Origin of the sequence: Exiguobacterium sp. NPDC077395 (assembly GCF_050269125.1) — a bacterium.
In the GTDB taxonomy this organism is placed as follows: Bacteria; Bacillota; Bacilli; order Exiguobacteriales; family Exiguobacteriaceae; genus Exiguobacterium; species Exiguobacterium aestuarii_A.
On sequence record NZ_JBNNHU010000001.1, the window covers coordinates 249,195 to 266,167 of the forward strand.

A 16,973-nucleotide genomic window follows, 5' to 3' on the forward strand; every position below is an offset into this window, starting at 1 on the left:
TCAACTTCTAATGTAGTCTTAAATGCTCTCTCACACACGAGGCTTATGATGAAAATAAGAAGAACACATAACGAGGAGGAAATGAACATGAAACGCATCGGCTGGATCATCGGAGCTTTACTTGGCGTCATGGCAATTGTAGGGATTGGGTTTTATGTGAGCGGGAATCAGACGGACACGGTCATCGTCCCGCAAGCCATCAATCAAGCGAGTGACGACTCAGCACAAGACCAAGCAGATGATTCTTCGTCAGCAGAGGATTCAAGCGTCAACGCATCCGACGACTCATCATCTTCAAGTGTAGAAGATGACTATGAACTATATGGGACGCTAGTCAGTCTGACAAAAGAAGATGTCACGATCAGCTTCAATGGGAAAGAATCAACGTACCGCTTAGCACAGACGCATGAGATTGACGACGATACACCGCAAGTCGGTGACCGAGTAAAACTCGAATTGAATCGAAATGATGAAGTGAAAGAAGTGGACCGTGAGAGCGGAGATGACGATGCATACATTTCTGGCACACTCGTCAAACTCACAGATCAAGAAGTCACCATCAACATCGATGGAAAAGAAAAGACGTATCCGCTCGCTGCACGATCTGAAATCGATGACGACACACCACGGGTTGGGGATCGCGTCAAACTTGAATTGAATCGAAATCAAGCAGTCATCGAAGTGGACAATGAATCCGACGATGAGCAATATGAGCAAGAGGATTCTTCACAGGACGATTCATCACAAGATGACTCTTCTGAAGATGAACGTGAGAATGATTAATCAAAGACTCGAAAGAACTGATCTCTCAAGAGGTTGGTTCTTTTTTGTAGGTATATGTCCAATCAACATCTTCTACTCAGCCATCAGAAACGTAATAATTCTGAAATCATCACAAAAATAGGTTATATGTTATGATGTACAAGAAAAATTTAGGTGGTTTTCACCTAATTGGGAATGAGGGGGAACATCAATGCGGACGTACTGGGGAATCTTACTCAGTTGTATCTTGTTGAGTGGATGTGGTGCCGAGACGTTGAACGCGATTGAATTACGTCCTTTGTCATCTTATCGAGTCGAACAAGAGCCTGAGGTGGCATTAACCGAACAAACGAAAGAAAATATGCTTACATATTGTGAGAAGCGTCCGACCGATGTCTTACCGAAACGGAGAGCAAAGGTGGCGGAAGTAACATTCCATCATCCTCTCTACGAAGCCCTCGGCTATAAAAACGTAAAGTATTTTGCCGCAGGGGAAGAGCGATATCTGACTTGTGCAAACAGCAATCAATTGATGGAACGAACGTTTGCGGTCGAACCAATTCCAGAATTTGAAGCACTCGACAAGGAACGGTTCGTCGAGTCGGAGGCCGTCTCGACGATTAAATTTGATCGCGTCGAGGACATCGAAGAAATCACGAGCACGTTCAAAATGAACGATACCCATGAAGCAGTGATTGCGGATTCGGCATTCCGCTACACGACGCCGGACACGGGTGCGATCTACGTGACGTTCGAGACGATTCGGAACGGCCGTACGCTTGATCCGATTGTCGAACCAAAACTGTTTCCGTTTCAAAGTGGAGAAAACGAAGGCTATGTCTTTTTGACGAGGCGGGCAGACAATCGAGTCGCTCTACAAGTCGGGAAGACCCCTTCGCTTAGACAACTCGTTCTTCCGAGCATGTACGAAGCGCCGTACATGAAGGTAGACGCCAAAGAAGAAGAACTCTCGCTCGAAGGAAACCATCGAGAACTGATGAAACGAATCATCCTCTCGGAACAACCGATTGAGGAGAACGTGTCTGAACAGACTTCACTCGCGCTCTCGAAAACATACGGTACCGTCCTTGAAATCTGGGGACACGTCCGCCGACCGGTCATGAACAAGATGTCGTCACGACCAACTGATGAGGAGATGCAACTCGCTGTCTTTGAATCTAGCCGAGATACGGTCTGGTTAGACGGACCAAAAACCCAAGAACTGTTTGATGAATTGTCTCACGTCCAAATGCGGGAGAAGCCGACGAATGCCGTCAACATGGGGCAATTACACTTATATAGAGAATTGACGAAACAGTCGTTTGACGTGTGGAAGGCGGAAACCGAACTCTACTTGATCGACCAAATGACGTCTCGGTCATATGAACTTCCTGCGAACGACTATTTCCAAATCAATTGACGTTCAGGGCGTCTGACCTCTGATAAAATAGAAGTTGGCTCTACCCATCTCAACAGAGTTAGGGTACAATGCTCGAGAGAGAATGAGAGAGGAGTGAAGCAAGATGGGAAAAGTACATGTTTATGACCATCCTTTGATTCAGCACAAAATGACGATTATGCGAAAAGTAGAGACGGGGACGAAGCAGTTCCGTGAACTCGTCGACGAAGTTTCTTCACTTATGGCATACGAAATCACGCGCAGCCTACCGCTAACAGATGTAGAAATTGAGACACCGGTCTCTGTTTCCACTCAAAAGATGATTGCCGGCAAGAAATTGGGAATCGTCCCTATTTTACGTGCAGGACTTGGTATGGTGGATGGGTTCCTCAAAATGATGCCGAACGTAAAAGTCGGCCACATCGGTCTCTATCGCGATCCGGAAACACTTGAGCCACACGAATACTACTTGAAGCTCCCGACAGACGTGACGGAACGCGACTTCATCGTCGTCGACCCGATGCTCGCAACGGGCGGTTCGGCTGCTGATGCCATCGCGGCTCTTAAAAAACACGGAGCGAAGTCAATCAAGTTGGCTTGTCTTTGTGCAGCACCAGAAGGCGTAGAGCGTGTGCAAGCAGAACATCCGGATGTCGAGATTTATCTCGCAGCACTCGATGAAAAATTAAATGATCACGGTTATATCGTTCCTGGACTTGGGGATGCGGGTGACCGTTTGTTTGGTACGAAGTAAGAATGAAGCGAGAATCGCCGATGCGATTTTCGCTTTTTTTCATGATGCGTCTCAAATAATATTTGTCATTTTCGGATGTCACAAATTAGACACAAAAGTGAACGGGATGAAATCGAAATACGAGACACTTGAATGCCGTTTCTTCTTATTTAAATAGAGTCCCGCAATCTTTCGTTTAGACGCCGCGTGAAAATACGTCCAATAAGAGCGGTGAGATTCCTCACAAAAAAATGGGCAAAATCGCTCGACATGGCAAAAACATCCTCGGTATACTGAAACAGGACGTTGAAAACGATTTCAAAATGAAGTCAACGGCCGTTTCGTAACTCTTTGTGAACGTAAACGTTTACGGATTGAAATTTCCAAAACGTGGGGGTATAACTGAACTATTCTTCATCTGATTCCGTTTGTGAAATGTTATAAAGTCAACATTTTTATTTCAACGTTTCTTCACACTTTCTTTAAAAAGTGCATCAATCGTTTACTTTATGAAGTGCGTAAAACTATTGATACGACTTGATTTAAAGCGCTTTTATAATTGTGAAATTCATTGACTTCTTATGCCATTTCTATTACTCTGAACTTGTGTGACTTTTGATGGTCACGCGAGTGTGAATCCGTGAAGAACAGAGAAACGCACCATGCGTGAAAGGGGGACCAGGATGGCGAAAAAAGACAATCGTTACCTATCCTATGCCTCGCTCGCTTCACAAATTTCAACAGCACTTGCTGGACCGATCGTCATCGGTTATCTCGTCGGACAATACGGCGAAAGACGTGAATTTTGGGGCACGTTTGGTTGGAATGTGTCGATTATCCTCGGACTCGTGTTCGGGATTACGGCGCTAGTTCTCACCCTTCGGAGTTTATTGACAGGAGAGGACGAATGAATACGATTCAAGCAGACAGAAAAGCACAGAAAGAACTGATGAAGCGTTATACGAAATGGTTTACCGTCTGGTTTGCGATTTTGCTCATCGGCGCATTCATCATCCCGATGTATAAAGCCGTATTTCTCGGGTTGTTCATCGGTGGGGTCGGAAGTCTCATCATTCTACATATGCAGAATCGAAGCGTCATCCGCATGTATGACGTCATCGAGCATGGACGACGACCAAAGTCGCACGGGACCGTTTCAAGAATGGCGGTTGGTGCGTTAGCAGTGATAGTCGGTCTTCTTTACGAAGATCGGGTGTCCGTCATCGCGGTGGTAACTGGTCTAATCGCCGGCCACATCATACAATTTGGCGAGTTCACACTTGCCCAGCTCAGCAGGAAAAGAGGTGAATATTAATGGGTCATGAGTTTCCCACATATTCTCTGCACTTTGGAGACTATACGTTATACGGGAGCTGGACGAACGTCATTACAGTGCTAATAGCAGCGTTACTCGTCTTCGTATTCGCCATTTGGGGAACAAGACGTTTGGCTATGAAGCCGACTGGCAAACAAAACTTCATGGAATTCTTCGCGGAGTTCGTACGTGGAATCATCGCTAGTGCGATGGACTGGAAGACAGGAGGACGCTTTATCGGATTTGGGATGACGTTGATTTTGTTCATTCTCTTCTCAAACTTGATGGGTCTACCGTTTAACGTCATTTCCGGACACTATCTGTGGTTCAACTCACCGACGGCCGATCCTTACGTAACCTTGGCGTTGTCGACACTCGTCGTTGCAATGTCGCATTACTACGGGGTGAAGCTACACGGATTCAAGCACTATTCGGCGGAATTCGTAAAACCAGTCTGGTTCTTACTTCCGATCAAATTGATCGAGGAGTTTGCGAACACGTTGACGCTCGGTTTGCGTCTATACGGTAACATTTTTGCCGGTGAAATCATGATTACCATCATCTTGGGACTCGCGATTACAGCCGAAGGAGCACTCAACCCGCTCGGCGCAATCTTTGCGGTCTTCCCAATGATTCTATGGCAAGGTTTCTCAATCTTTATCGGGGTTATCCAATCCTACATTTTCCTGACGCTTGCAATGGTGTACATCGGGCACAAAGCTTCGGCCGAACATTGATTCGGACATCTCGCCAAAGCGTTACAAACAAATTATTTACTTAACTTTTAGGAGGAATATACACAATGGAACAACTTAATCTTCTCGCAACAGCACTTGTTATCGGTCTTGGAGCACTCGCAGCTGGTATCGGTAACGGTTTGATCGTATACGGAACAGTACAAGGACAAGCACGTCAACCAGAACTCAAAAACGAACTTCGTCAAACAATGTTCATCGGTATCGGTTTGGTTGAGGCCCTCCCGATCATCGGTGTGGCTGTCGGTTTCCTTCTCCTCAACTCTTGATTCCGAGTTAACGAGAATAGCATGAGAGGGAGCACGTCTCCCTCACTTATTTAGTCAAGAGGAGGGTATGCATGGATACGATGATGATTGCAGCTGGTGCTGGCGGCGAAGGCCTCCGCATTCTGGATATGATCTTTACAATTTTCACATTCCTCGTACTCTTGGCCCTGTTGAAGAAATTTGCTTGGGGACCACTCCTTGGAATGATGAGACAGCGTGAAGAGTATGTAGCGAACGAGATTGAACTCGCTGAAAAGAGCCGCAAAGATGCGGAAAACTATGTCGTCGAACAACGTGATGCACTCAGTGCAGCACGTACAGAGTCGAAAGAAATGCTCGACGCAAGCCGTCGACAAGCAGAAGCAGAACAAGCACGCTTGGTGGAGCAGGCGCGTTTGGAAGCTGAACAAATTAAAATCGAGGCAGAGAAAGCGATTGAGCGTGAGCGTGAGCTTGCGAAACAATCCCTTCAAACGGAAGTCGTCACACAGGCGCTTTCGGCAGCACGCCACGTCCTTCAATCAGACCTTAAAGGCGATGAAGCGAAACAACGTGCCCTCGTCACAGACTTCCTGTCTAAAGCGAAAGGTGCGAACTGATGAACGCATCACTAGCAAAACGCTATGCCAAAGCGCTCTTCGACTTAGGACGGGAACAAGGCACGCTCGACCAAGTCGAAGCGGAAGTGCGTCTGCTCGATGAAGTGCTCCACGCGACTCCTGAACTCATGGATCTCTTAACGAATCCTGCAGTCAGTGACAGCGAGCTTGCACAGCTTTTAAAAGACAGCTTTGGTGATATGACGGCGATTGTCGTGAACACACTTCTCGTCATGGTCGAAAACGACCGTGCGGCAGAGGTTCGCGCTTTGCCACGATACGTCCGCGACTACATCAACGACTACCGTGGGATTGCAGAGGGTATTGTCACAAGCGCCTACCCGTTGTCGGCAACAGACTTGAAAGACGTCGAACTCGTCTTCGGACAGAAGCTCGGGAAGACGCTCCAATTGAAGAACGTCGTCGATGAAGAAGTCATCGGTGGACTCCGTGTCCAAGTCGGATACACGACGTACGATGATACGATCGAAACGAAATTGACACGCCTCGAGCGTGAATTGTTGAATGCGTAAGAAATAGGGGTGAATTCAATGACAATCAAAGCTGAAGAAATTAGCGCCCTGCTAAAAGAACGAATCGCTTCGTACGGTTCTGAAATCGAAGTCAGCGAGACAGGTACAGTCATTCAAGTAGGTGACGGTATCGCTCGTGCACACGGACTCGATAACGTTATGGCGGGGGAACTCGTAGAGTTCTCTAACGGCGTAATGGGCTTGGCGCAAAACTTAGAAGAAGGTAACGTCGGGATTATCATCCTTGGCGATTACAAAGGCATTAAAGAAGGCGACTCTGTCAAACGTACAGGTCGCATCATGGAAGTACCAGTCGGTGAGGCACTCCTCGGACGTGTCGTGAACCCGCTCGGACAACCAATCGATGGTCTTGGACCAATCGTGACTGACAACTATAACCCAATCGAGCGTAAAGCTTACGGCGTTATGGCTCGTAAATCGGTTCACGAACCACTTCAAACAGGAATTAAGGCGATTGACGCCCTCGTTCCAATCGGTCGTGGTCAGCGTGAGCTCATCATCGGTGACCGTCAAACAGGTAAAACATCTGTTGCCATCGATGCGATCATCAACCAAAAAGAAGAGAACATGATTTGTATCTACGTTGCCATCGGTCAGAAAGAATCGACTGTACGTGGCGTAGTAGAGACGCTTCGTCAAAACGGCGCACTCGACTATACAATCGTCGTTTCGGCATCGGCATCACAGCCGGCACCACTTCTTTACCTCGCACCATTCGCAGGGGTATCGATGGGTGAGTACTTCATGGACCGCGGACAACACGTCCTCGTCGTCTATGATGACCTCTCGAAACAAGCGGCAGCTTACCGTGAGCTCTCGCTTCTTCTCCGTCGTCCTCCAGGCCGCGAAGCCTACCCAGGGGATGTCTTCTACCTTCACTCACGCCTTCTTGAACGTGCAGCGAAGTTGAACGACGAACTCGGCGGCGGTTCATTGACAGCACTTCCGTTCATCGAGACACAAGCATCGGATATCTCAGCATATATCCCGACAAACGTTATCTCGATCACAGACGGTCAGATCTTCCTTCAGTCGGACCTCTTCTTCTCTGGGGTACGCCCAGCGATCAACGCCGGTCTCTCGGTATCGCGTGTTGGTGGTTCGGCACAGGTGAAAGCGATGAAGAAAGTTGCTGGTACACTTCGTCTTGACCTCGCGTCTTACCGTGAGCTCGAAGCGTTCGCTCAGTTCGGATCAGATCTCGACAAAGCGACACAATCGAAGTTGAACCGTGGTCAGCGTACGGTTGAAGTCTTGAAACAAGACTTGAACGCACCGCTTTCTGTAGACAAGCAAGTTATCATCATCTACGCACTCACAAAAGGTCATCTCGATGACATCCCAGTCACAGACATCCGTCGTTTCGAAACAGAAATGAACGCATGGCTCGACCAAAACCGTAAAGACCTCTGCCGTGAAATCCGTCAGACAGGAAACCTTCCTTCAGACGAGGCAATGGTCGACGCAATTACGGAATTCAAAAAGACGTTCTCGCCATCGGTTTAATCCGGTGACGAGCGTCTATTAAGGTGGTGAATCGAAATGGCATCATTACGTGAGATCCAGATGCGGATCACCTCGACCCAAAGCACGAAGCAAATCACGAAAGCGATGAACATGGTGTCGGCATCGAAGTTGAACCGGGCCCAAGGGAACAACGCCAACTTCAAGCCGTACATGGACAAGTTGCAAGAAGTCATCTCGTCGATCGCCGGTGGTACATCAGGCGCGACACACCCGATGCTTCAAGTACGTCCCGTCAAACGGACTGGTTATATCGTCATCACGTCAGACCGCGGACTCGCAGGTGGATACAACGCCAGCGTCTTGCGTGACGTGTACCGTGAACTCAAAGACAAGCACACATCAACAGATGAGTATCGTCTTTACGTAATCGGAAAAGTCGGTGTCCAGTTCTTCAAGTCACGCAACATTCCGGTGTATAGCGCGATGACAGGGCTAAACGACCAACCAACTTTTGTTGAAGTCGCAGAAATCGTCAAGCAGACGGTTGGTGCCTTCAGCGAGAGCGAGATTGATGAATTGAAGCTTTGCTACAACTCGTTCATCTCGGTCATCAGCCAAGAAGTGAAGATTCAACAATTGCTCCCGCTCGGGGATATCGAACAGTCCGCATCCAATGTGATGTATGAATACGAACCAGAAGAAGAAACGATCTTAGCGGCGCTCCTCCCACGTTATGCGGAAGGACTCATCTACGGTGCATTGCTCGATGCGAAAGTATCAGAGCACGCAGCACGGATGACGGCGATGTCGAGTGCGACAGACAATGCGGATGAACTCATTCGCGGACTCAAGCTCAAATTCAACCGCGCGCGTCAAGCAGCGATCACACAAGAAATCACAGAGATTGTCGGAGGTGCGTCGGCGCTTGAATAAGCGCACGCTCTCTAGATTGTAGGAGGCTAACACGATGAACGAATACGGCATGAAAGGCCGCGTAGTCGCAGTCATGGGCCCAGTTATCGACGTTAAGTTCGACAACCACTTACCGAACATCTACAACGCTCTCAAAGTCACACACGTGGCAGCGACAGCAGACGATGTTAGTGTCGACTTGACGCTCGAAGTAGCTGTTCACCTTGGTGACGACACGGTCCGTACGATTGCGATGGACTCAACTGACGGCGTTCGCCGCGGTATGGAAGTACTTGACTTAGGATCACCGATTTCGGTACCAGTTGGAGAAATGACACTTGGACGTGTCTTCAACGTTCTCGGTAACCCGATCGATGATAAAGAAGTGGCAGCTGACGTGCTTCGTGCACCGATTCACCGTCAAGCGCCAACATTTGACGAATTGTCAACGAAAGTTGAAATCCTTGAAACAGGGATTAAAGTCGTCGACCTTCTCGCACCATACATCAAAGGTGGTAAAATCGGCCTCTTCGGTGGTGCCGGTGTAGGGAAGACCGTCCTCATCCAGGAACTCATTAACAACATCGCGCAAGAGCACAGCGGGATTTCTGTATTCGCAGGAGTCGGTGAGCGTACGCGTGAAGGAAATGACTTGTTCCACGAGATGACGGACTCAGGCGTTATCAAGCAAACAGCGATGGTCTTCGGTCAGATGAACGAACCACCTGGTGCACGTCTCCGTGTTGCCTTAACTGGTTTGACAATGGCAGAATACTTCCGTGACGAGCAAGGACAAGACGTTCTTCTCTTCGTTGATAACATCTTCCGTTTCACACAAGCAGGTTCTGAGGTATCGGCCCTTCTCGGACGTATGCCATCGGCGGTAGGTTACCAGCCGACACTTGCGACAGAAATGGGTATGCTTCAAGAGCGAATCACATCGACTGCAAAAGGATCGGTAACTTCGATTCAAGCGGTTTATGTACCAGCCGATGACTATACGGACCCGGCTCCAGCAACAACGTTCGCCCACCTTGATGCAACAACAAACCTTGAGCGTCGTCTTTCGGAGATGGGGATTTACCCAGCCGTTGACCCACTCGCATCGACTTCACGTGCCCTTTCTCCTGAAATCGTAGGGAAAGAGCACTACGAAATCGCGCGTAACGTTCAACAGACGCTTCAGCGCTATAAAGAACTTCAAGACATCATCGCAATCCTCGGGATGGACGAGTTGTCTGAAGACGACAAACTCACGGTTCACCGTGCACGTCGTATTCAGTTCTTCTTATCACAAAACTTCCACGTGGCTGAGCAGTTTACGGGCCAAAAAGGTTCGTACGTGCCAGTCAAAGAGACAGTACGCGGCTTCAAAGAGATCCTCGAAGGTAAACACGATGATCTTCCGGAAGATGCATTCCGTCTCGTTGGTCCAATCGAAGACGTCATCGAAAAAGCGAAGACGTTGGTCTAAGACCTACGCGGAAGGGGGAAACTAGACGATGAATACTGTTCACGTCAACGTCGTCACCCCGGATGGTGCAGCTTTTGAAGGGGACGCACGAATGGTCATCGCCAAATCGGTCACTGGTGAGCTCGGTATTTTACCGAAGCACATCCCGATGGTGACACCACTCGACGTCTCAGTGCTCAAACTGCGCCACGAAGATGGTGGACGCACGCTGATCGCAATCAGCGGCGGTTTCATGGAAGTTCGTCCCGATACGGTGACGATCTTAGCTGAAACAGCCGAAATGGCGGATAAGATTGACTATGACCGCGCTTCTGCGGCGAAGGTTCGGGCCGAGCGTCGTCTTCAAGACACGAAGCTCTCAGAACTCGAATTCCGTCGTGCGGAACTTGCGCTCAAAAAAGCAATCAACCGCTTAAGCATTCGCGATATGAAAGAATAACGACGACTCTCACACGAAAGTGTGGGAGTTTTTTTGTGTTTATATGAAAAGATAGGACTTTTGTCGTGCTCCTAAATCATGGCACTAGTAAAAAATAGATGGTGGATGACCGATAATATAAGTGGGAATGAACGTAAAGGGGAGTAGGGAATGAAAGTTTACGTTGCGCGACAACCGATTTTTGACCAAAAATTACGCGTTTGCGGCTACGAACTGTTGTATCGCCGCAGCGAAAACAATATGTTTGAGAACGTCGATGATTCGTTAGCAACGGCTGACGTGATTCATAACGCCTATCTCGTCTTTAATTTTCGGGAATTGACAGAAGGGACGAGAGCGTTTATCAACTTTCCACAGACGTTGATTGAAGGGGAGGTGCCATCATTGTTGCCTCGTCAATCCCTCGTCGTGGAAGTACTCGAGCACGTCGAGCCGACTGAGAAAGTGTTGCAGTCTCTACGTTCGCTTAGACGCCAAGGGTACACGATTGCGCTTGACGATTTCGTGTTTGAGGAAAAGTACCGAGCATTGATCGGCTTGGCCGACATCATTAAAATCGACTATCAAGCCACACCGGTGGAACAGCAACAAAAGTTAATCGACGCCCTCGGACATCGGATCGAATTTTTAGCGGAAAAAATCGAGACACCGGCAGAGTACGAGATTGCGAAACGGCTAGGGTATAAGATGTTCCAAGGCTATTTCTTTAGCCGTCCGATCGTCATACACGGGGCAGAAGTTCATCCGTTGCGTCACACGCTCATTGAGGTATTGAAAGAACTGGATCGCCCAGAGCCGAGTTTCCGTCGTATTTCAGCACAAATCGAACGGAGTGTCGACTTATCGTATAAAATGCTTCGTTCCGTCAATACGGTGTATCAAAAAGGTCGTCGCACAATCCAGTCCATCGAACAAGCCGTTGCCCGAATCGGGTTAGATGAATTAAAACGTTGGTCCTATTTGATGTTACTTCGCGAGATGCAGACGTCTGAATCGAAGGAACTGATTAAACAAAGTGTCATTCGAGGGAAGATGATGGAATTGATTGCGGAGGATACAAATAGTGGCGTCAATTCCTTTGATGCCTTTATCACGGGTATCTTCTCATCGCTAGACGTCATTCTGGACGAGGCGATGCAGACGTTGATTGCAGAGCTGCCTGTAGCGCCTCCTGTGAAAGCGGCGCTTCTCGGAGAACCGAACGAATTACGGATGTTACTCGAGGATGTCATCGCTTATGAACGATTGACAATCCCTATTCATAACACAGATTCAGATTGGGCTCAATATTACGTAGAAGCCATCCGCTGGTCACGTAGCCTTGACGAATCGAGTGAATAATGTTTGAAATATGTGAGGGGCGTCAATTACTGTAGTAAGGCCTTACTGCGGATGACGTCCCTTTTGGTGTGCTTGTGGAGAAAGTGAGTTGATCGAATGGTCTAAAACCGCTCGAAGCTTGAGACACTGTGTCTTTTTTTCTCTAACATGACATGATATGATTAAAAATGGTACGAATTTTAGAAAAGAGGGGAATCGTCGATGATCAATACCGTATTTTCGCTAGCGATTTATGTCATAGCGATTTACGTCGCTTGGTGGGCACTCTTACCCGTCAAATGGGACAAGTTGCTTAATCAAGTGAGGAGCCCGCAAGCAGCTGTGTTGCGTGTTCTCGTAGCCGTCGTCTTCGGTTCGTTGATTGCTCAGTTCTTTTTGGAGTATATCCGATTGGCACAAGAGCTCGCACCTATACAGTAGCCACAGAATGTTTAACAAACTGTAATCCTGCTGTAACGACTCCTATATGTTTATCATGTAGGATAAATTCGTCTGACATGATGTTTTTTCATTCAGCTTGAACTTATTTATTACGATTTTATTTACGAATGAAGAATCGATCACGTTTTACAAACCATTCTAATAATCGACATCATCACATCCGAAATCGGATATCGACGCACTATATAAAAAAACAATGAAGTTGGAGGACAAAGAGAGATATGAAGGATTTGATTGTAGTCCGTGGAGGACGTAAACTGTCAGGTACTGTGCGCGTTGAGGGAGCTAAGAACGCTGTACTCAAAACATTGGTTGCCACTCTGTTAGCTAGCGAAGGAAAGTCAATTTTACAAAACGTACCACGTCTTGCTGACGTGTACACGATTAATAAAGTACTTCGTCACCTCGGTGCAGAGGTGTCGTTCAATGAAGAGAAGAATGAAGTAACTGTCGATGCGTCGGGCAACATCAAAGATGAAGCACCGCTTGAGTACGTTCGGAAGATGCGTGCTTCAATCCTCGTCATGGGACCTCTTTTAGCTCGTCTCGGTCACGCGCGTGTCGCAATGCCGGGCGGTTGCTCAATTGGCTCACGTCCAATTGACCTCCACTTAAAAGGATTCGAAGCGATGGGTGCGAAGACGGTCATCGGCAACGGATTCGTGGAAGCTTCTGTAGAAGGTCGTCTCCAAGGCGCGAAAATCTACTTGGACTTCCCATCTGTTGGTGCGACGGAGAACATCATGATGGCTGCTGTGCTTGCAGAAGGCACGACGATCATCGAGAACGTTGCAAAAGAGCCTGAAATCGTGGACCTTGCGAACTTCTTGAACGGAATGGGCGCACACGTACGTGGCGCAGGTACAGAAACGATTCGCATCGAAGGTGTGGAAACACTCCGCGGTGCAGAACACTCGATCATTCCTGACCGTATCGAAGCAGGGACATTCCTCGTCGCAGGTGCGATTACAGGAAGTGACATCGAAGTCATCGGTGCAGAGCGTGAACACCTTCGTCCACTCATTTCAAAAATGGAAGAGATGGGTGTACACTTCGAAGATACAGCGGAAGGCATGCGCGTCTCAGCGCCGGATCAGTTGAAGCCGGTGGATGTGAAGACGATGCCACACCCTGGATTCCCGACAGACATGCAATCACAAATGATGGCCCTCGTCTTGAAAGCAGGCGGCACATCCGTGATTACAGAAACCGTGTTTGAGAATCGCTTCATGCACGTGGAAGAATTCCGTCGCATGAATGCGGACATTAAGATTGAAGGACGTTCAGCAATCGTCAAAGGTGGCGTTCATCTTCAAGGAGCGGAGGTCGTCGCAACTGACCTTCGTGCCGGAGCAGCACTTATTCTAGCGGGTCTCATCGCAGAAGAAGAGACACGCGTTGGTGATTTATATCATATCGACCGTGGATACGTAGACTTCCACAAAAAACTTCAAGCACTCGGTGCCGACATCGAGCGCATCCAAGGAACTGTCGAAGTTACGAGTGAAATGGTTCAGAACTAAGAAACGAGCACGAATTCGAGAGCGAGGAGAGACTCTTCTCGCTCTTTTCAATGAAGAAATGAACGGAGGAACCTATACATCATGTTTTCAAAAGATATCGGGATTGATTTAGGGACAGCAAACGTTGTCATTCACGTAAAAGGGAAAGGAATCGTCTTAGACGAGCCTTCAGTCGTTGCGATGAAACGCTCTACAGGGAAAGTGCTAGCAGTCGGTTCAGAAGCGTATGAGATGGTTGGTCGTACACCTGGTGATATCGTGGCGATCCGTCCTCTTCGTGATGGAGTCATCGCCGATTTCGCCACCACAGAAGAAATGCTCCGTCACTTCATCGAGAAAATTCAAGTCCGAGGTTTCTTCGGAGGCATTCGCATGTTGATTTGTACACCTGCGAACGTGACGCCAGTCGAAGCGAAAGCAATTCGTGAGGCTGCTGAAAAAGCAGGGGCGAAAGAAGTCTTCCTCGCCGTAGAACCTAAGGCGGCAGCTGTTGGTTCGGGCATGGACATCTGGAAGCCGGTCGGTCACATGATCATCGACATCGGTGGGGGGACGACAGATGTCGCCATCCTCTCGATGGGTGATATCGTCTGCGGTGAAACAATCAAGATTGCAGGGGACCGTTTCGATACGGACATTCTCCGTGCGATCAAAGAGAAGCATAAACTCATCATCGGGGAACGGACAGCCGAGCAAATCAAGAAAGAAATTGCGACGGTGTTCCCAGGTGGACGTAACGAGTCGATGGACATTCGCGGACGTGACATGGTACGTGGATTGCCACGTACAGTGACGATCACGTCGGAAGAACTCCGTGAAGCGATGGCCGAGTCAGCGAACGAAATCGTCGAAGCGACGAAGCGTGTCCTTGAACAGACACCACCGGAGCTTGCCGCTGACATCATCGACCGTGGCATCATCATGACAGGTGGGGGATCACTCCTTCACGGTCTCGACCAACTCGTGGCCGAGCGTGTCATGCTCCCAGTCATGATGGCTGAAGAGCCGACGCTCAGTGTCGCGCACGGTACGGGGATCATGCTCGAAAACTTAGATCGATTGAAATAAACAAACAGGCGACCGTGCGCGGTCGCCTGTTTTTATGTAGGTTAGATTGGTTTTTCGGCTAGAAGGGCCAACACGTTGTCTTCAGAGTCTCTAAAGAAACTCATCCATGTTTCTGTCTTATCCATTTTTGCCACGAGATGAGGTTCATCGATGAAAGTCACCCCTCGAGTTTGGAACTGCGAATAAGCATGATCAATGGACGCGACACTTAGGTAGAGGATCGGACTAGCTTTTGCAAAGTCCCCATTTTCAGGAGGGGACAGCATAAGTCTCACACCTCCGCAGTTGAAGAACGCTAGCTCTCCTGCTTGAAAGAGAAAAGGGATTTCAAGCGTATCTCGATAGAATTGAACGGCACGGTTTAACTCTTTGACAGGTATGTAGATTTGTTTGATTTGTTGAATGAGGCTCATGGGATTCATCCTTTCAGTATGTAGTAGATACGGGGAGCGGTAACTTATGTTCAAGTTGTTGATGCAGGCGGTTGACAAGCTCTGTTGGATAATACATGATGCCGATAGAAATACGTAACGGGAATAAGGTGTGTAAATCGCTAGGATAATAGGAACCGTCGCGTGGTAACGTATGATCGACTATTCGTGAGACCCCTGTGGATTGGTCGATGCGTAAGACGATTGGGACAGACATCCCTGTCCCCCGTTCGAGTTGTTGATGATTTGGGTAATACTCTTGAAGAAGCGCCCATACATACACTTCCTGTCGAGTCGTACTCGTCCCGAGAATATGATAACTCGCGTAAACGTCCCCACCGAAATTAGGGGACATGACTTCAGCCGTCAAGTAACGCTCCAATTCGTTTTGATCTACGTCGACGGATTGGGTAAGGGTGACAAACGATTCATCTGTCCAAGCGGCATAGAAGACAGCAATGATGGTCAGTGTACAGAATGTCGTCATGATTAACTTTTTCATATAAGCGCCTCCAAATACCGATGTGATGAATCATATACATTCATCATATCTGAAGGGACTACAAATATATAGGTTATTTATGGGTGAAATTGTATATAATGAAATCATTAAGTAATGAGAGGGGAATCATGATGGCACCGATTCACTAAATGACTGAACAACATAAAAAATCGAATCGGAGGACATGATGAACAAACCACTTACACTCATTACCGGAGTCAGTCGCAATCAAGGCATTGGGGCTGCCATCGCACGAAAACTCGCACATGAGGGGCATGACTTGTATTTGACGCACTGGAGTCCGTTTGACGCGACCGAAGGAGTCGGGGAAGAGAGAGGCTTCATCAATCGATTCGTTCAAGAGTTGACCGAACAAGGAGCCCGTGTGGAGCATGAGGCGTATGATTTAGCATCGGGTGACGAAGTTGGACTACTTGATCGGATTGAGGCCAAACTAGGGGTACCGAGCAGGCTGATTCATAACGCGACCTATGAGCGACATGTCAACGCCGAGAACTTTACGACCAATGTACTGAGACAGCATTATATGGTGAACAACGAAGGGGCACTTGGACTCACCTTTGCGTTTGTCGAACGTTATCAGCAAGCAGGATATCAAGACGGACGCATTTTGTTTTTAGTATCGGGTGGGGCCGATGCGAATAACCTAGCGTACATCGCGACAAAAGGGGCATTGATTGCGATCACGCCTGCACTCGCAAACGGAGTAGGGAAGTATGGAATTTCCGTGAATGCACTCGATCCAGGCCCGACAGACACGGGATGGATTGATGATGAGCTTCGTCAGCACCTGCTCCCATTGTTCCCATACAATCGGGTAGGCACACCTGAAGATACAGCGCGTTTCGTGGCTTTCTTGATGGGAAGAGACGGAGCATGGGTGAATGGACAACATCTTCATGTAGATGGTGGATTCACGGGGCGTTAATATACAAAAGCATCTCGCTTTTTGCGCGAGATGCTTTTTC

Annotated in this window: 20 protein-coding genes; 18 read left to right on the forward strand and 2 right to left on the reverse strand. The window is 48.2% G+C overall.

Going from position 1 to position 16,973, the window contains the following annotated elements; all coding sequences use genetic code 11:
- Nucleotides 1-87: 87 nt before the first annotated feature.
- The 17 genes from ACQKD4_RS01400 to ACQKD4_RS01480 all read left to right on the forward strand — a co-directional run bounded on the left by ACQKD4_RS01400 (nucleotide 88) and on the right by ACQKD4_RS01480 (nucleotide 15,051).
- Nucleotides 88-783 carry a hypothetical protein gene (locus tag ACQKD4_RS01400; RefSeq protein ID WP_427372213.1) on the forward strand — a complete coding sequence of 232 codons (696 nt, stop codon included), beginning with the start codon at nucleotides 88-90 and terminating at the stop codon, nucleotides 781-783.
- 190 nt (nucleotides 784-973) lie between these two features.
- Complete coding sequence (locus tag ACQKD4_RS01405) at nucleotides 974-2,182, forward strand: hypothetical protein (protein ID WP_427372214.1); 1,209 nt, start codon at nucleotides 974-976, stop codon at nucleotides 2,180-2,182.
- A gap of 103 nt (nucleotides 2,183-2,285) precedes the next feature.
- Nucleotides 2,286-2,915 (forward strand): uracil phosphoribosyltransferase, encoded by a 630-nt coding sequence (upp, locus tag ACQKD4_RS01410; protein ID WP_074035874.1) that lies wholly within the window; start codon nucleotides 2,286-2,288, stop codon nucleotides 2,913-2,915.
- Nucleotides 2,916-3,577: 662 nt separating this feature from the next.
- Entirely contained in the window at nucleotides 3,578-3,805 is a 228-nt protein-coding gene (locus ACQKD4_RS01415) for a hypothetical protein (RefSeq protein ID WP_026825087.1), read from the forward strand.
- Nucleotides 3,802-4,209: an ATP synthase subunit I gene (locus ACQKD4_RS01420; protein ID WP_074035876.1), complete on the forward strand. Its 408-nt coding sequence runs from the start codon at nucleotides 3,802-3,804 to the stop codon at nucleotides 4,207-4,209. Before ACQKD4_RS01415 ends, ACQKD4_RS01420 begins: the two co-directional genes overlap by 4 nt.
- Nucleotides 4,209-4,946 (forward strand): F0F1 ATP synthase subunit A, encoded by a 738-nt coding sequence (gene atpB, locus ACQKD4_RS01425; RefSeq protein WP_074035878.1) that lies wholly within the window; start codon nucleotides 4,209-4,211, stop codon nucleotides 4,944-4,946. Before ACQKD4_RS01420 ends, atpB begins: the two co-directional genes overlap by 1 nt.
- Nucleotides 4,947-5,011: 65 nt before the next feature.
- Complete coding sequence (gene atpE / locus ACQKD4_RS01430) at nucleotides 5,012-5,233, forward strand: F0F1 ATP synthase subunit C (RefSeq protein ID WP_012727360.1); 222 nt, start codon at nucleotides 5,012-5,014, stop codon at nucleotides 5,231-5,233.
- Nucleotides 5,234-5,304: 71 nt separating this feature from the next.
- Nucleotides 5,305-5,832, forward strand: coding sequence for a F0F1 ATP synthase subunit B (atpF, locus tag ACQKD4_RS01435; RefSeq protein ID WP_074035884.1), 528 nt, complete (start codon nucleotides 5,305-5,307; stop codon nucleotides 5,830-5,832).
- Nucleotides 5,832-6,365, forward strand: a complete 534-nt coding sequence (locus ACQKD4_RS01440) for a F0F1 ATP synthase subunit delta (protein WP_427372215.1) — start codon at nucleotides 5,832-5,834, stop codon at nucleotides 6,363-6,365. Before atpF ends, ACQKD4_RS01440 begins: the two co-directional genes overlap by 1 nt.
- Before the next feature lie 18 nt (nucleotides 6,366-6,383).
- A complete protein-coding gene (gene atpA / locus ACQKD4_RS01445) occupies nucleotides 6,384-7,892 on the forward strand; it encodes a F0F1 ATP synthase subunit alpha (RefSeq protein WP_078147660.1) in 1,509 nt (502 codons plus the stop codon).
- Nucleotides 7,893-7,928: 36 nt separating this feature from the next.
- Nucleotides 7,929-8,786, forward strand: a complete 858-nt coding sequence (gene atpG, locus ACQKD4_RS01450) for an ATP synthase F1 subunit gamma (protein ID WP_074035890.1) — start codon at nucleotides 7,929-7,931, stop codon at nucleotides 8,784-8,786.
- Nucleotides 8,787-8,820: 34 nt separating this feature from the next.
- The gene (gene atpD, locus ACQKD4_RS01455) at nucleotides 8,821-10,239 is read left to right on the forward strand and encodes a F0F1 ATP synthase subunit beta (RefSeq protein WP_159562971.1); all 1,419 of its coding nucleotides are present in this window, start codon (nucleotides 8,821-8,823) and stop codon (nucleotides 10,237-10,239) included.
- Nucleotides 10,240-10,267: 28 nt separating this feature from the next.
- Nucleotides 10,268-10,678 (forward strand): F0F1 ATP synthase subunit epsilon, encoded by a 411-nt coding sequence (locus ACQKD4_RS01460; RefSeq protein ID WP_012727354.1) that lies wholly within the window; start codon nucleotides 10,268-10,270, stop codon nucleotides 10,676-10,678.
- 150 nt (nucleotides 10,679-10,828) lie between these two features.
- Nucleotides 10,829-12,019: an EAL and HDOD domain-containing protein gene (locus ACQKD4_RS01465; RefSeq protein WP_427372216.1), complete on the forward strand. Its 1,191-nt coding sequence runs from the start codon at nucleotides 10,829-10,831 to the stop codon at nucleotides 12,017-12,019.
- A gap of 201 nt (nucleotides 12,020-12,220) precedes the next feature.
- Complete coding sequence (locus ACQKD4_RS01470; protein WP_074035896.1) at nucleotides 12,221-12,439, forward strand: DUF1146 family protein; 219 nt, start codon at nucleotides 12,221-12,223, stop codon at nucleotides 12,437-12,439.
- A 242-nt stretch (nucleotides 12,440-12,681) separates the two neighbouring features.
- Nucleotides 12,682-13,983 (forward strand): UDP-N-acetylglucosamine 1-carboxyvinyltransferase, encoded by a 1,302-nt coding sequence (murA, locus tag ACQKD4_RS01475; RefSeq protein ID WP_214694514.1) that lies wholly within the window; start codon nucleotides 12,682-12,684, stop codon nucleotides 13,981-13,983.
- Nucleotides 13,984-14,064: 81 nt separating this feature from the next.
- On the forward strand, nucleotides 14,065-15,051 hold the full coding sequence (locus ACQKD4_RS01480) for a rod shape-determining protein (protein WP_074035900.1): 987 nt from the start codon (nucleotides 14,065-14,067) through the stop codon (nucleotides 15,049-15,051).
- A gap of 41 nt (nucleotides 15,052-15,092) precedes the next feature.
- Here the strand turns inward: ACQKD4_RS01480 and ACQKD4_RS01485 are convergent, their stop codons facing one another.
- On the reverse strand, nucleotides 15,093-15,464 hold the full coding sequence (locus tag ACQKD4_RS01485; RefSeq protein ID WP_427372217.1) for a VOC family protein: 372 nt from the start codon (nucleotides 15,462-15,464) through the stop codon (nucleotides 15,093-15,095).
- Between the two features lie 13 nt (nucleotides 15,465-15,477).
- Nucleotides 15,478-15,984 (reverse strand): hypothetical protein, encoded by a 507-nt coding sequence (locus tag ACQKD4_RS01490; protein WP_427372218.1) that lies wholly within the window; start codon nucleotides 15,982-15,984, stop codon nucleotides 15,478-15,480.
- A 187-nt stretch (nucleotides 15,985-16,171) separates the two neighbouring features.
- Here ACQKD4_RS01490 and ACQKD4_RS01495 point away from each other — a divergent pair, with 187 nt between their 5' ends.
- Nucleotides 16,172-16,933: an SDR family oxidoreductase gene (locus ACQKD4_RS01495; RefSeq protein ID WP_427372219.1), complete on the forward strand. Its 762-nt coding sequence runs from the start codon at nucleotides 16,172-16,174 to the stop codon at nucleotides 16,931-16,933.
- Nucleotides 16,934-16,973 lie beyond the last annotated feature (40 nt).

Coding starts and splice junctions, on each gene's coding strand:
- ACQKD4_RS01465 (WP_427372216.1), top strand. CDS start 10,829: ATGAAAGTTTACGTTGCGCGACAACCGATTTTTGACCAAAAATTACGC.
- ACQKD4_RS01405 (WP_427372214.1), top strand. CDS start 974: ATGCGGACGTACTGGGGAATCTTACTCAGTTGTATCTTGTTGAGTGGA.
- ACQKD4_RS01480 (WP_074035900.1), top strand. CDS start 14,065: ATGTTTTCAAAAGATATCGGGATTGATTTAGGGACAGCAAACGTTGTC.
- atpB (WP_074035878.1), top strand. CDS start 4,209: ATGGGTCATGAGTTTCCCACATATTCTCTGCACTTTGGAGACTATACG.
- murA (WP_214694514.1), top strand. CDS start 12,682: ATGAAGGATTTGATTGTAGTCCGTGGAGGACGTAAACTGTCAGGTACT.
- atpG (WP_074035890.1), top strand. CDS start 7,929: ATGGCATCATTACGTGAGATCCAGATGCGGATCACCTCGACCCAAAGC.
- atpE (WP_012727360.1), top strand. CDS start 5,012: ATGGAACAACTTAATCTTCTCGCAACAGCACTTGTTATCGGTCTTGGA.
- ACQKD4_RS01460 (WP_012727354.1), top strand. CDS start 10,268: ATGAATACTGTTCACGTCAACGTCGTCACCCCGGATGGTGCAGCTTTT.
- upp (WP_074035874.1), top strand. CDS start 2,286: ATGGGAAAAGTACATGTTTATGACCATCCTTTGATTCAGCACAAAATG.
- atpD (WP_159562971.1), top strand. CDS start 8,821: ATGAACGAATACGGCATGAAAGGCCGCGTAGTCGCAGTCATGGGCCCA.
- ACQKD4_RS01490 (WP_427372218.1), bottom strand. CDS start 15,984: ATGAAAAAGTTAATCATGACGACATTCTGTACACTGACCATCATTGCT.
- ACQKD4_RS01495 (WP_427372219.1), top strand. CDS start 16,172: ATGAACAAACCACTTACACTCATTACCGGAGTCAGTCGCAATCAAGGC.
- ACQKD4_RS01470 (WP_074035896.1), top strand. CDS start 12,221: ATGATCAATACCGTATTTTCGCTAGCGATTTATGTCATAGCGATTTAC.
- ACQKD4_RS01420 (WP_074035876.1), top strand. CDS start 3,802: ATGAATACGATTCAAGCAGACAGAAAAGCACAGAAAGAACTGATGAAG.
- ACQKD4_RS01400 (WP_427372213.1), top strand. CDS start 88: ATGAAACGCATCGGCTGGATCATCGGAGCTTTACTTGGCGTCATGGCA.
- ACQKD4_RS01440 (WP_427372215.1), top strand. CDS start 5,832: ATGAACGCATCACTAGCAAAACGCTATGCCAAAGCGCTCTTCGACTTA.
- ACQKD4_RS01485 (WP_427372217.1), bottom strand. CDS start 15,464: ATGAGCCTCATTCAACAAATCAAACAAATCTACATACCTGTCAAAGAG.
- atpF (WP_074035884.1), top strand. CDS start 5,305: ATGGATACGATGATGATTGCAGCTGGTGCTGGCGGCGAAGGCCTCCGC.
- ACQKD4_RS01415 (WP_026825087.1), top strand. CDS start 3,578: ATGGCGAAAAAAGACAATCGTTACCTATCCTATGCCTCGCTCGCTTCA.
- atpA (WP_078147660.1), top strand. CDS start 6,384: ATGACAATCAAAGCTGAAGAAATTAGCGCCCTGCTAAAAGAACGAATC.